Raw genomic sequence first — 13,731 nt, forward strand, 5'->3', positions numbered from 1 at the left:
TTCAGTTGTGAAATCTGGCTTTTATTTAAAAAATTAATTCTATTTATTTTTTAACAATTTTATTTCTATACATTACTTTGTTGCCATCGCTCACGGTATAAATGTATATTCCAGCAGGAAGTTTAGCGATATTTATAGTAGTGGTATTGCCATTAGAACTGCTATTTAATTTATACGGCATACCCATTGATCGTCCTAAAACATCGTAAATATTAAGCTGTAAATCTGTTGAGTTTTCTAAATTCACGACCACATTAAATGATTCGATGGTTGGATTTGGGTAAGCAATTGCGCTCAACTCATTTTTACCTATAACATCATTGGTACTTAACGTAATGTCTTCTTTAAGTTCAAATCTTGCGATTACTGGGCCATGATCTGACGTAGTAGTCGTGTAACTAGGTATGTCTGTTCTTGGATCGTAAACCATTATCGAATTTGGTACGTATTCATCTGTAAGTTCATTTGAGACTACTATATGGTCAAGAAAACCACCAGAAGACAAGTAGCTAAAAGCGCCTGCTTTACTGATTTCCAGTGTCAATGTATTGTAACGTGCAGTATCTTCAACCATTTTTTGATAAGAGGAAGGATTACCAGCAATAACAGACTGGTCCACATCATCATTAAAATCTCCTAATAGCATTACATTGGCATTTGGGAACTCAACATCTAAACTGTCTTTTAAAACTTCGACATCATATTTTCTCATATTGTATCGTGCTATATCCCCTCCGCTGTTGGCTCTTGCATGAAGATCTACAATTTTAATGTCTTTTTTGATACCACCAATATTTGTTTCTATTTCAACTAAATACGGTAAACGACCAGACGAATAAAAGCTTGAACCGTCGCCACCTGGGTAATTAGGAAGTGTTTTTGTTCCAGCACGTACTTCATCATACAATTTAGAGAATAGTACACGTGTCTTTTTTACTGCGGTAGTTTGTGTATTGTAAATCACTACTAATTTTTGCGGTGGAAAATTTACATCTGGAGCTTGAAACGAGCGTGACCAAACTGGAGAAACTGATTTTGCAAAGGTTTTTCCGTTAATGCTTATTTTAGTTATTAACAGATCTAAAGCTGCATCATCCGAAACTTCTTGAACAGCGTAAACATCTGCATTTAAAGTATTCATGACCTTGGCCACGTTGTCTATTTGTAGCGCATCATTTGTTGGACCAAATTCAGTTCCGCCTGTATCTTTAACATCAGTTCCAAAAAATTCTAAGTTATAGGTAACAATATCAAAAGTTTCCGCTTTTGTTATGGAAGAACCTTTGAAAGCGCCAATTTCTTGATTAAGTCCTGTTCCAGTTAACTTCAAAGGACCAGAAATAGTAAGCGCTTTTACAGAGGGAGCGAAACGAGCAAAAATTGTTTTGCCTGCTACAGCCTCGGCAGCGGTGATCACTACGCTAGTTTGAAAATTCGTATTGTCAGTTGATATTTGGAAATCAGCAGGAGCAGTTATGGTGATATCGCCGTAACCACCTGCCATAAATGCAAATGATTGACTTGATGAAGTAGTGTTAGGGCTAACCTCTCCAAAATTTAGATTAGGGTTAGATGCTATAAATGTTTCATTATTCGCTATTCGTACATCATCCAGTGTCCATTCCGCACTATCAGAACCGGTTCCAGAACCAGTCGATTCATAAACCCAAGCAATATAGGTGTGGTCGGTTTTATATGCTTGTAAGTTGATAAATTGTGATTGTTTGAATGTTCCAGTAGTTGTTGGGAAATCACCTTCTAATGCAGTCCATGTTGCATTTTCAGGGTTGCTTTTTCCATCATAATCTACTGAGACCATCAACTTAAGAGGTGTTCCTGAGAAAAATTTACGGGAATAAAAAGACAATAACGGAAATTGATTAAATGTATCTAAACGTAAATTTGGGGAAATCAACCAGTCTTTACTAGCACCACTTTCAGAAAAACCATTCATTTGTACCGCTGCAGGTCCGGTATTGAAACGAGAGGTTGTGCTTGCCCATTTAATCCTATCGCCAGTTACACTGTACGCTGTCCAGCCACTGTTAGAAAGAACATTTACATCATTAAAATCTTGGATGTATGGATTTATTCCTACGCCTGTTAAGCTTACAGTCTTAGTAGTTGCATTTGTAGCTTCATGGTTTATTTGACCTGAAAAAACGCCAGTTGTATTGGGCGCAAATTTCACATATACAGTTAGTGTTGCTCCATTATTAAAGTCAGCAGCTGCAAAAACTAAATTCGTTCCAAACCCTGTAGCTGCCGCTTTTGAAATAGTAAAATTACCTGATGCTGTTACCGTTACATCACTTGCTAAATTGAGTGCTGTTATTTGATAATTTAATGGTGCAGAGTTGAAATTTTGCTCTACAAAACTAAAATCTAGTGCCGTTTTAGACGTAGTAATAGAAGGCACTGCAACGCTTGAAGTGGTAACATTTAATGTGTTTACTGTAGTTTGTAAGTTTCCTGCAGTATCTTCTGACACAGAGTATACCACATAAGCAGTACCCGAAATTAATCCAGTGTTGTTTTGGGTGTATTCTAAAGCAGGATTAACAATTGTAAGCGTTCCAGCTCGTAAAGCTGCAGTATTAGAAGCATTTGTTCCTGCCTTTATTTGTGCAGCGGTTGGAGTAGTACTTCCTGAAGCTTCAACTATAAAATAAGTTTTTCCAGCTTCATTAATTTTAGTCAAAAAATCAAATCCATCAGAAAGGATGCTACTTATTTTAGGAAATCCATCTGCATTTACGGGCGGAACAACATCGTTGATCACCGTAATGTTATCAATGGCAAAAGATGGTCGTGAGCCACCTCCAGATAATTGTTTGGAAATCCATCTGATTTGAACTACGTCTTGGTTGTCGCATTCTGCAGGCAATAAAACTTTTATTCTTTGAATATTTTGTCCTGTAGTACCGGAAATTTGCTGCGTTGTATTACTTGTATAAACTGTAGTTGGTAAGGTGATGAAATTAGCTGTACTACCGACACGGTATTGCAACACCATATCATTGATACGCGTATTAGTTGGATCAGCATATGGATTACGTATCGTCATCGCATCATATTCCACTGATATGGCAGTTTTACCTGTAGTTTTGATAGCCAATCCAATGGTAAGATCTAGTGATCCTGTGTTTAAAAAACCTATTTTTCCATTGTAATTATGGATATTTCCACTTGAGGTTGCAGCGGTGCTATTTGCAACTAACACTCGATCTGCTCCCAAAGTTCCAGTGGTCACATACGAACCGCTTGGTGCTATACTTGCGGTCCAACCTTGAAATCCTGCAGGATAAGTGGTAGAAGCAACATCTATAGTGGAAAAATCTTGTGAAAAAGGTAAATTTTGAGGTGCAGGCGATGTTCCTTGTGCCAGTAGAGTTGCTGAAAAGCAGCATAAAAAAGTAAAACAAGCTACAAAGTAGCGCAAATAGTAATTATGTTTCATAGATATTTAAGGTAAATTTAGGTCGCAAATTTATAAGTTTTAATGTTAAGAGAATATTATAAATTTATCTAACTCAGTATTTTAAAAATTAATAATTTGAGATCCTATTTTTCTTTTTTGCCAACCGTTAATTAATACCTTTTTTTAATTCAATAAAAAAGCCAACAAGAAATAAATTCCTTGCTAGCTATTAAAATTTTTAATACAGTATTTCTGTTTTGGTATAGCGCTATGAGACTATTTTACTCGTCCAATTTTATATTTCCGCGATTTTCTTTGTTATCAGGGTGTTCATTAGGATATCTTTTTGCTGTAATATCAGAGTTGTAATCTTCATTTTCAACGGTTCTCATATTTTCTTTTTCTGAAGATACACCGCGACTCAAACTTTCGTTTTCATTCCAATTTCTTTCTTCAGGTTCTGGTATAGAAGCTATTTTTTGGTCTACATTACGGGCTCTTTGCACCAGTTTTTCATTTCCATTGGCGTCAATTTCCACTTCTTCTTTAAGTATTGATGCGCCTGTGGCAGGATCTTCGGGACTATTATTTCCGCTTAATCCTTCATTTGTAGTTTGTTTATTATTGGATTTTTTGTTACTTAAATCGTCGCTTTGCATGATATTTTTTTTAAAAGTTACTATTTTATTCTACTATAAGATTACAACAAAAATCCTTGTTATTTTAATCATTTAACATAGCTTTTGCTTTCTAATAGTAATTGTATAGCGACACTATTTTAAATCCATCAAAAACAAAACTATCTTTGCTCACACAAACAATCGAATAAAATGCCGCATTCTCACTTCATCATTCACAAACCTTACGGATATTTAAGTCAGTTTATTTACGAGTTAAAAAGAAAAAAGAAATTGCTGGGGGAGTTGTATAATTTTCCGATTGGGACAATGGCAATTGGACGTCTTGACGAAGATTCGGAAGGGTTGTTATTGTTGACTACTGATGGGATGATGAGCGAAATTATTCGAAGTAAAAAAGTAGATAAAGAATATTTTGTGCAAGTAGATGGTGTTATCAATCAGCAAGCCATTGATCAAATAAAGAAGGGAGTTGAAATTGGATTTAACGGTACCAAATACAAAACCAAGCCTTGCCAATCCTTTATTTTGAATGAAATTCCTAATTTTGGCCAACGCGGAAAAAAAATTCGAGATGACCGCCATGGTCCCACTTCTTGGGCATCGATTACAGTCAATGAAGGCAAATTTCGCCAAGTGCGCAAAATGACGGCTGCTGTTGGTTTTCCCACGTTACGTTTGGTTCGTGTTCGAATAGGAAGCATGCATCTCAATGATTTACAGGCAGGGGAAGTTAAAGAAGTTGAGGATTTTCAAATAGAGATGTAACGGATTTGATCTGAATCTTTTAATTTTTCAATTTTTTAATAAAGTATACTATGTTAAATATCGTTCTCGTAGAGCCAGAAATACCTAACAATACCGGAAACATTGGCCGCTTGTGTGTGGGCACAGAAAGTCGTTTGCACTTGATTCATCCTTTTGGATTTGTCATTAATGATAAAAACCTCAAACGTTCTGGATTGGATTATTGGGTGCATCTTGATGTGACAGAATATCAAAATGTAGCCGAATGGAAAGCGCAGATATCAGACTTGTCACGCGTTTTCTTAATGAGTTCTCATGCTTCAAAATCGTATTTAGAAACTGATTTTCAGGATGGCGACTGGTTGGTTTTTGGTAAAGAGAGTAAAGGCTTGAGCCAAGAAGTTCTCGCACAGTTCGAAAATCACTTAACTATTCCTATGTCCCCACTAATCAGGAGTTTTAATATAGCGAATTCTGTAGCGTTTGTTATTGGTGAAGCAAAAAGGCAAATAAGTTTGAACGTTTAAGAAATTACAAACTTCCCTTTTTCGGCATCAAAAATAATATGCTCGTCTTTAAATAGCGTGTTGAAACTGCCTTTTGCAATGAAATTGCAGGGTTCGTCTTGTAGCACTATTTCTGGAGTCATAATAATCATTTCGTCACTCAATTGTATGGCCATATCGATATCATGCGTAGAAAACAAAATGCATTTTCCGGTTTCCTGTGTGAGTTTTTTTAAAAGTTTGAACAGTGCTACTTTATGTAGTAAGTCCAAATGGGTAGTGGGTTCATCCAAAATTATTAATGGAGTATCTTGTGCCAAAGCCCGTGCAATAAGTACTTTTTGTAATTGTCCGTCACTGATTTCATAATGCTTTTTGGCGGTTAAATGACTAATTTGTGTCAACGCCATGGCTTCGTTAACTTTTACAATATCAATGTCAGATAAAGTTCCCATCCAGTTGGTGTAGGGTTGTCTTCCTAAAGCAATGAGTTCAAAAACGGTTAAATTACTGGGAGGTAATTTTTCGGTTAAAACGATACTTAGATTTTGTGCTAAAGCCAAAGGTTCATAGGAAGTAATTTTCTTTTCATTCAAAAAAACAGCACCCATTAGCGGTTTCTGTATTCCTGTTATTGTTCTTAAAAGTGTCGATTTCCCTATGCCATTGGCACCAATTAAAGCAATTAGTTTTCCTTTTTTTAAAGAAATAGAAATATCAGAAGCTACTATTGTTTGCTTTTTTTTATGAGAATACCCAATGCTGATTTGAGAGGCTTGTAAGATTATTTTGTTTTCCATTAGGCAATCATTTTTCGTTTCCTAACCAATAACCAGATTACAACTGGAGCGCCAATTATAGAGGTTACTGCATTGATGGGTAGCGTGATATTTAATCCAGGTAACTCTGAAATCACATCACAAATGAGCATTATTGATGCTCCTAAAAGCAACGTACTCCAAAACAATACCGCATGGTTGCTGGTTTGAAATAGTAATTTTGCAATATGCGGAACGGCTAGTCCAATAAAGGCAATTGGTCCTGCATATGCGGTGATACTTCCTGCTAAAATACTGGTGGCGAAAATTATAATTAAGCGTGTTTTTTTGAAATTCATACCTAAACTACGAGCGTAATTTTCGCCCAATAATAAAGCATTTAAGGGTTTGATACTAAAAACACTCAACAACAGTCCTGCTACAACACAAACTGTCAAAATTAAAATAGAAGACCAAGATAAATTGCCTAAGTTTCCCATAGACCAAAATGTAAATTTTCGCAACTCTTCGGCTGTACTGAAATACGTGAGAATACCCACTATTGCGCTGGTAAAGCTACCAAACATCAATCCTACAATTAATATCGCCATAGTATCACGTAACTTTTGGGACACCAATAATACTGCCATCAAAACGATTGAACTTCCTATGGTAGAAGCCAAAACAACTCCATAAGGAGATAGTAATAAAGTGCTCAAAAATGGTGGCAAAAAGCCAGCTCCTAAAAGTACAAAAGCTACTCCTAAACTAGCACCAGAACTTAGTCCCAATACATAGGGTCCTGCTAGTGGATTTCGAAACAAAGTTTGCATCAACAAACCACTTATCGACAGTCCCATTCCAACTAGAACAGCTGTAATGGATTTGGGTAAACGGTAATTCATAATAATGTACTCCCAACTAGATTTGCTGGCTTGACCGCCCGTTAAACTAGTGTAGATTTCCTTAAAAGGAATCGTAATAGAACCCAAACTAATATTTACAAAAAACAAAAGCACAAGCACAAAAGTGAGCAAGAAAAATAAAATTATATTTCGTTTTTGGTGAGGCAATTTAATTCAGTTTTTGTGCAAAAGTAAATGTATAATTTGGAAGCAGTTCAGGATGGAATATTTTTATGTAATCTTTTAGTACTAAATCTGGTCGACTGGCGGCAACTTCATAATATACAGTTCCTCCTGTACTGCCTAATTTACTTTCGAAAGTATACACATTTCTAGATTTTAAAGCATCAAATTGATCGTAATGCGGATTGCTGTTTTCAAATTCTGCGAGATTCTTAAAAGAACCTGTTGCAATCCAGTATTTGGCAGTTTTGGCTTTTTCCAGTATTTTTTCAAACGACAAACTAAGGCTTCCAGTTCCTTCAACATCAGCCCATAAATAATTCGCTTTTGCATCCTTCATGAATTGGGCAACCCAGCTGTTTCCCCTTGCCACATACCACTGATCTTGATACATAGAGCCGTACAAAACGGTTGCTGTTGGTTTTTGGGAGGCCACTAATTGTGTCGCATCATTATAATTCTTGACAATTCCATCAAATAGTAGTTTGGCCTCTTTTTCTTTTCCAAACAAAGCACCATAAAGCTTGATCCATTCGGCTTTTCCCAGCGGTGTTTGCTCCATCCAATCCGCTTGAATGAGCACTTTTAGACCGCTTTTTTGTAGATTATCAATCATAGGATTGTTGTTGTCAATTCCAAAAGTCACCATTAAATCAGGCGCTAATTCAATCAGTTGCTCTGTATTTAATTTCTCATTTTGTCCTATGTTTTTAACTGCGCCGGCATCAATTAGTTTTCTGGTTTTTTCAGAGGAAACATAATCGGTGTGAGGGAAACCTAACAATGATTTTTCAACTTCAAGCATTTCCAAAAAAGGAATATTGGTAGTTGAGGTAACGACAATTGATTTTAAAGGAACTGAAATTGTAGTGTATTTTTGCAGGCTGTCAGGAATGCTGCCGCTTTTTTCTTTTAATATATAAGTGAAGTCCTTATTGGCTTCAGGCCAAGGATTTGAAACTTTTACTATTGAATAGCCTTCGTGCTTAAAGATAGCTAGACTTTTTGAATACGTTATGGAATTCCCAGTTGTAACTGCTGTTTTTATTGAAGTTTGCTCGTTTTTTTTGCATCCTATTAGCATTAAAAACAATATAAAATAAGTTAATTTCAGCGTATTTCCTTTCATGATTTTTTGCAAATTTGAAGACAAAGGTAAATTATAATTTTTTTATAATCAGAATCAAATTTTTAAAATGAGGCAGGAAGTATAAAACATAAAATAAGATTTATACTAATAGTTAGCTGCATACCTTTATATTTGTACTTCGTTTTTTTTCTGTTTTTATTTAAAAAAGGCCAGCAAAAAGAACCTTAAATGATAACTACAATGATGAAAATTTGTTCTTTTTTGCCTGCTGCCACTTCTATGATTTACGAAATGGGATTAGAAAGTCAATTGGTTGGTGTTACTTTTGAATGCCACTCTGACAAACCAAAAGTAGTTCGTTCCTATCTTGAAGGTACCAATCACACAAGCAAGGAAATTGACCAAATTGTATCACAATCAAAGGCACAAGGAAAAAGTTTATACTATATTGACGATGCTTTACTAGAATCGATTGCTCCAGATATTATTTTTACGCAAGATGTTTGTGATGTATGTCAAATAGACACCAGTCATGTGGCTCGTTCCATTTATAAACTATCGAAAGAGCCAGAATTAATCGCACTTATCCCTAGGAATTTACACGATATTTATCAAAATGCGATAACGATTGCAAAGGCTTTCAATAAAGAAGAGCGCGCTTATGAGTTACTGGCAAAACTAAAAAAACGAACCGATTTTATTCTGGATACGCTTCGCAAAAATAACGCGCCATTAAAACGAGTTATGGTTATGGAGTGGCTGGATCCTATTTATAATTGTGGACATTGGATACCGTATCAGATTTCGCAAGCTGGAGGCGTTGATATGCTTTCGAATCCATCGGGCTATTCGATTGTTACGGATTGGGAACGTATTTTGCTCTATAATCCAGAGGTTTTGGTTGTGGCACCTTGTGGTTTTGAAGTCAGCCGTTCAGGGCAAGAAATTGAAGCATTGACCAAATTAGAAGGTTGGGAGACTTTACAAGCAGTTCAAAATAATGCCGTTTTTCTAGCTGATGCCGATTTATTTACGCAACCTAGCACGACCGTTGTAGACGGAATTGAATTGCTGGCAGCACTATTTCATCCAGATCTTTTTGAAGTTCCAAGTACATTAAAGCACAAATATTTGTCTTTTCATGTTAATGAAAAAGTGAAATAATGACGAATACTTTTCCAAACGCTAATCGAATAAAAAACTGTTCTACCTGCGGAACTCCTTTTCATTGTGGGGACACACCTGAAGGAAGTAAGTGCTGGTGCAACGATTTTCCGCCCATTTTTACTCCGTCAGAAGTAGTGGATTGCCTTTGCGTAAGTTGCTTTACAACGGCTTGTTCCACTAAAATTGACGAATATGTTGCTACAATAACTCCCGAAACGGCAACAAATACTATAGCTAAAGATTTACCCAAAACGACTAATCTCATAGAAGGAATCGACTATTATCTAGAAAATGGGAACTATGTTTTCAAGACTTGGTTTCATCTTAAAAGAGGGCACTGTTGTACCAATGGATGTCGACACTGTCCGTATGGATTTAAAAAAATAAGTATTACACAGAATTTTAAAAATCATATTTAATTGACATTTAAACCTAAAGAGAATGATAAAAAACTTACCCATCTATATTTCAGTAGCTTTTGCACTGACCACAGTAGCTACTTTGTTACTTTTTTATTGGACTGTTAAGAACTCAAGTGGGGAAGCGATAAGAAAAAAAGCTAATGTTATTTTATTTGGCTTGATAATTTGGTTGGCTATCCAAGCGGTTTTAACACTAAATAATTTTTACAATTCTGATACCAATTCATTTCCTCCAAAAATTATGTTGTTTGGTATATTGCCAACAATTTTCACTATTATTCTTTTGTTTGCCACAACCAAAGGACGGCAATTTATAGACAGTTTACCTTTGATAAACGTTACTTATTTGAACATCTTGAGAATTCCAGTCGAAATCGTCTTGTATTGGCTGTTTTTACACAAAGCTGTTCCACAACTAATGACTTTCGAAGGACGAAATTTTGATATTATCGCGGGAATTACAGCCCCTTTTATTGCTTATTTTGGATTTAAGAAAGGAATATTGAGACGACAAATTATTTTAATTTGGAACTTTATTTGTCTTGGACTTTTAGTGAATATTGTAGTGAACGCATTGCTATCAGTACCTTCGCCAATACAAAAGTTCGCATTTGACCAACCGAATATTGCCGTCTTGAATTTTCCATTTAGTTTGTTGCCCACTTTTATAGTTCCGATTGTTTTGTTCGGACATTTGGTATCTATTAGGCAACTCGCCAGAAAACTAGAACATTAAAAATGAAAATAATTATAAAAAAAACTTTGAGTCTTTGCGCCTCTGTGGTAAATAAATAATAAAAAATGATATATTTAATAACTGGTGGTGAACGCTCGGGAAAAAGTAGTTATGCCGAAAATCTAGCAAAAGAATTGTCGGATAAACCAATGTATGTGGCGACAGCCCGAAAATGGGATGATGACTTCCAAAAAAGAATCGATCGCCATCAAAACGATCGGGACGAACGATGGATTAATATTGAAAAAGAAAAACACTTGAGCGAGATTGATTTTTCAGGAAAAGTAGCCGTTGTAGATTGTGTTACACTTTGGTTAACGAACTTTTTTGTAGATACTAAAAACGATATTTCTTTGTGCTTAGAGCAAGCTAAAGCTGAAATTGATGCAATTGCCAATCAAGAAAATACAACGATTATCATTGTCACGAATGAAATTGGTATGGGGCTTCATGCTGATACAGCAGTTGGAAGAAAATTTACCGAACTTCAAGGTTGGATGAATCAATATATTGCTGCAACTGCCGATACCGTTGTGCTTATGGTTTCCGGAATTCCAGTTACGATCAAAGTAAAAAAATAAAATAGCTATGATTTTACAGCATTGAATTCATAGAAAATAGTGCCCCATAGCGTATTACATATGCAATTAAAAATCAATAAATAACTACATATGAATTTTGTAACTTCTTGGAGTGGAGGAAAAGACAGTTGTTACGCAATGATGCGAGCAACCCAGCTAGGGTTTATTCCAAAAGTGTTACTAAACATGATGAATGAAAACGGCAAAGTGTCTCGTTCTCACGGATTGCCTTTGTCTATTTTGAATCAGCAAGCCCAAAAAATGGGATTGCCTCTGGAAGGAATTCCGGCAACTTGGGGTGATTATGAAGTCAAGTTTATTGCAGTTCTGAAAATCCTAAAAGCCAAATATGATTTGGAAGCAGCCGTTTTTGGTGATATTGATTTGCAACCGCACAAAGATTGGGAAGATAAAGTATGTGCCGCCGCATCACTAAAAGCAATTTTACCTTTGTGGCAACAAGACCGAATTGTTTTGGTAAACCAAATGCTTGAAAACGGAATTGTAACCATGATTGTTTCTTGCAATACAATGATGGGAGAACAGTATCTGGGGAAAATTTTGACCAAAGAACTAGCGCAAGAATTACACGAAAAAGGAATAGATCCTTGTGGCGAAAATGGTGAATTTCATACTTTGGTACTTAACTGTCCGTTATTTTCGGGAGCGATTGAATTGCCAGCATTCATTAAAATTACCTATGAAAATTATTGCTTCATTGTTTGGGAAGAATAACTTTTCAATAACAAAGAAACAATGGCAATATCAATTACAAAAATCAATATCAAAGCAATGTTTTTAAAATTGATTTTTTGCACTTGTCATTTAATTTGCCATTGAACTTTTAAATAAAAAAACATGACTTATTTAGATGAAATTTTAAAATCCCGTCGCGACACCCGCCATTTTACGGAGGATCAAGTGCCGGATGCTGTTATTAAAAAAGCACTACAAGCGGGACATTGGGCACCTTCAGTAGGTTTGACCGATGCCACAAAATACTATTTAATCAAGTCAGCAGAAATAAAAAAGGCGATTAAAAATTTGTTTACAGATTATGATGAAAAAGCAATTGCATCAACAGATCATGAACAACAAAAACAAGCCTACAAAGCCCTTAAGCTAGAAGCAATTGAAGAAGCACCATTGGGATTAGTTATTTGTTACGATCGTTCTGTTTTGAATAATTTTACTATTGGAACTGTTGGGAGCAATGAAGCAATCAAGTTTAGCGCGGTCTGTGCGGCACAAAATATTTGGCTTTCCCTAACGGAGCAAGGCTATTCTATGGGTTGGGTTTCTATCTTGAATTACTATCAGTTTAAGCAATTATTGGGTTTACCAGATAATATGGAGCCGTTGGGGTATTTTTGTGTGGGAAAACCAGCTACTGATTATGATAATCAACCCATGTTGCAACAACTGAATTGGAGACAAAAACAAGAAATTCCATTGGTTGAGGAAATCACTGTTTTGCATGAAAGTAAGGTGGAGAAAGTATTTTTTGAGACTAAAAAGGAGATAGATTCTGCTGCTTTTGCAAATGTATTACAACATAAAATCGATCAAAAAACCAAACCAACAGGTTCATTAGGAATTTTAGAAGTGCTCGCCAAACAAATTGGGATGGTATTTCAAACTTTAGAACCAAAAATAATAAAACCTAATCTAATTATTTTTGCTGCTGATCACGGAATTGCAAATCACGGAGTAAGTGCCTATCCGCAAGATGTAACTAGACAGATGGTTACAAACTTTTTAGTAGGTGGCGCAGCTATCAATGTATTTTGCAAACAAAACAACATCAAACTTTCTATTGTGGATGCGGGTGTGAATTATGATTTCCCTTTGAATACGAATTTGATTTCGGCAAAAATTGGGATGGGAACACAGTCTTTTTTGCACGGCCCAGCCATGAGCGGCATGGAACTGCAATTGTGCTTAAACAAGGGGCAAGAAGTCGTGAAAACGATTGCAAAAACGGGTTGTAATTGCATTGGTTTTGGTGAAATGGGAATAGGAAACACCGCAACTGCTTCAGTTTTAATGAGTATTATTTTAGCATTACCCATTGCCGATTGCGTAGGAAAGGGAACGGGTATCACAGACGAAAAGCTGATTGAAAAAATAAATATTCTTAAAAAATGCCTCGATAATTATGAGGGTGAGAGTAACTTAGAAAGCAAATTAGCCTACTTTGGCGGATTTGAAATTATGCAAATGGTAGGTGCAATGCTGGAAGCAAAAGAAAACAATATGCTCATTCTGGTAGATGGCTTTATCTGTAGTGTTGCTTTTTTAATTGCTTTTAAAAAGAAACCATCCGTTATAAAAAATGCTATTTTTTGCCATTCATCAGCAGAACAAGGACACCAAAAAATAGTAGATTATCTAGGAGTTCGATCCCTGTTGCAACTCGATTTACGGTTGGGTGAAGGCACGGGTTGTGCGATTGCTTTTCCTATAATTGAATCGGCTGTAGCTTTCTTGAATGAGATGGCTAGTTTTGAATCAGCGGGTGTTAGCGGTCGGTAAACGGCAGTAGAGACGCACTGCAGTGCGTCTCTACGTGCATCT

The 13,731-nt window shown here is 35.9% G+C and carries 14 protein-coding genes; 8 read left to right on the top strand and 6 right to left on the bottom strand.

Annotation, left to right across the window (positions count from 1 at the left end; genetic code table 11):
- Window positions 1-43: 43 nt before the first annotated feature.
- Both AC061C_RS09320 and AC061C_RS09325 read right to left on the bottom strand, forming a co-directional pair.
- Window positions 44-3,460: a choice-of-anchor J domain-containing protein gene (locus AC061C_RS09320; protein WP_478290949.1), complete on the bottom strand. Its 3,417-nt coding sequence runs from the start codon at window positions 3,458-3,460 to the stop codon at window positions 44-46.
- Between the two features lie 242 nt (window positions 3,461-3,702).
- Entirely contained in the window at window positions 3,703-4,080 is a 378-nt protein-coding gene (locus tag AC061C_RS09325) for a hypothetical protein (RefSeq protein ID WP_478290950.1), read from the bottom strand.
- Window positions 4,081-4,251: 171 nt separating this feature from the next.
- Here AC061C_RS09325 and AC061C_RS09330 point away from each other — a divergent pair, with 171 nt between their 5' ends.
- Window positions 4,252-4,827, top strand: coding sequence for a pseudouridine synthase (locus AC061C_RS09330; RefSeq protein WP_478290951.1), 576 nt, complete (start codon window positions 4,252-4,254; stop codon window positions 4,825-4,827).
- 50 nt (window positions 4,828-4,877) lie between these two features.
- Window positions 4,878-5,333, top strand: a complete 456-nt coding sequence (locus AC061C_RS09335) for a tRNA (cytidine(34)-2'-O)-methyltransferase (RefSeq protein ID WP_417978942.1) — start codon at window positions 4,878-4,880, stop codon at window positions 5,331-5,333.
- On the opposite strand, the gene AC061C_RS09340 is transcribed toward AC061C_RS09335, so the two are convergent.
- The 3 genes from AC061C_RS09340 to AC061C_RS09350 are packed head-to-tail and all read right to left on the bottom strand — an operon-like array spanning window position 5,330 to window position 8,287.
- Window positions 5,330-6,112 carry an ABC transporter ATP-binding protein gene (locus tag AC061C_RS09340; RefSeq protein WP_478290952.1) on the bottom strand — a complete coding sequence of 261 codons (783 nt, stop codon included), beginning with the start codon at window positions 6,110-6,112 and terminating at the stop codon, window positions 5,330-5,332. The genes AC061C_RS09335 and AC061C_RS09340 overlap by 4 nt on opposite strands.
- Window positions 6,112-7,143 (bottom strand): iron chelate uptake ABC transporter family permease subunit, encoded by a 1,032-nt coding sequence (locus AC061C_RS09345; RefSeq protein ID WP_478290953.1) that lies wholly within the window; start codon window positions 7,141-7,143, stop codon window positions 6,112-6,114. Before AC061C_RS09345 ends, AC061C_RS09340 begins: the two co-directional genes overlap by 1 nt.
- Before the next feature lies 1 nt (window position 7,144).
- The gene (locus AC061C_RS09350; protein ID WP_478290954.1) at window positions 7,145-8,287 is read right to left on the bottom strand and encodes an ABC transporter substrate-binding protein; all 1,143 of its coding nucleotides are present in this window, start codon (window positions 8,285-8,287) and stop codon (window positions 7,145-7,147) included.
- A gap of 189 nt (window positions 8,288-8,476) precedes the next feature.
- Between AC061C_RS09350 and AC061C_RS09355 the strand changes: the two genes are divergently transcribed.
- Window positions 8,477-9,412 (top strand): ABC transporter substrate-binding protein, encoded by a 936-nt coding sequence (locus AC061C_RS09355; RefSeq protein WP_478290955.1) that lies wholly within the window; start codon window positions 8,477-8,479, stop codon window positions 9,410-9,412.
- A gap of 61 nt (window positions 9,413-9,473) precedes the next feature.
- Here AC061C_RS09355 and AC061C_RS09360 read toward each other — a convergent pair whose 3' ends face one another.
- Entirely contained in the window at window positions 9,474-9,680 is a 207-nt protein-coding gene (locus tag AC061C_RS09360; protein ID WP_478290986.1) for a hypothetical protein, read from the bottom strand.
- Window positions 9,681-9,687: 7 nt separating this feature from the next.
- On the opposite strand from AC061C_RS09360, the gene AC061C_RS09365 reads away from it, so the two are divergent.
- From AC061C_RS09365 to cobT, 5 genes are all read left to right on the top strand, one after another.
- Entirely contained in the window at window positions 9,688-9,834 is a 147-nt protein-coding gene (locus tag AC061C_RS09365; RefSeq protein WP_478290984.1) for a DUF5522 domain-containing protein, read from the top strand.
- A gap of 22 nt (window positions 9,835-9,856) precedes the next feature.
- Window positions 9,857-10,573 (top strand): DUF8737 domain-containing protein, encoded by a 717-nt coding sequence (locus AC061C_RS09370; RefSeq protein ID WP_478290956.1) that lies wholly within the window; start codon window positions 9,857-9,859, stop codon window positions 10,571-10,573.
- Between the two features lie 65 nt (window positions 10,574-10,638).
- Window positions 10,639-11,154 (top strand): bifunctional adenosylcobinamide kinase/adenosylcobinamide-phosphate guanylyltransferase, encoded by a 516-nt coding sequence (gene cobU / locus AC061C_RS09375; protein WP_478290957.1) that lies wholly within the window; start codon window positions 10,639-10,641, stop codon window positions 11,152-11,154.
- A 90-nt stretch (window positions 11,155-11,244) separates the two neighbouring features.
- Window positions 11,245-11,889: a Dph6-related ATP pyrophosphatase gene (locus AC061C_RS09380; protein WP_478290958.1), complete on the top strand. Its 645-nt coding sequence runs from the start codon at window positions 11,245-11,247 to the stop codon at window positions 11,887-11,889.
- A 123-nt stretch (window positions 11,890-12,012) separates the two neighbouring features.
- Window positions 12,013-13,689 (top strand): nicotinate-nucleotide--dimethylbenzimidazole phosphoribosyltransferase, encoded by a 1,677-nt coding sequence (cobT, locus tag AC061C_RS09385; protein WP_478290959.1) that lies wholly within the window; start codon window positions 12,013-12,015, stop codon window positions 13,687-13,689.
- The last annotated feature ends 42 nt before the right edge of the window (window positions 13,690-13,731 follow it).

It is taken from the genome of Flavobacterium sp. GNP010 (genome assembly GCF_056428945.1).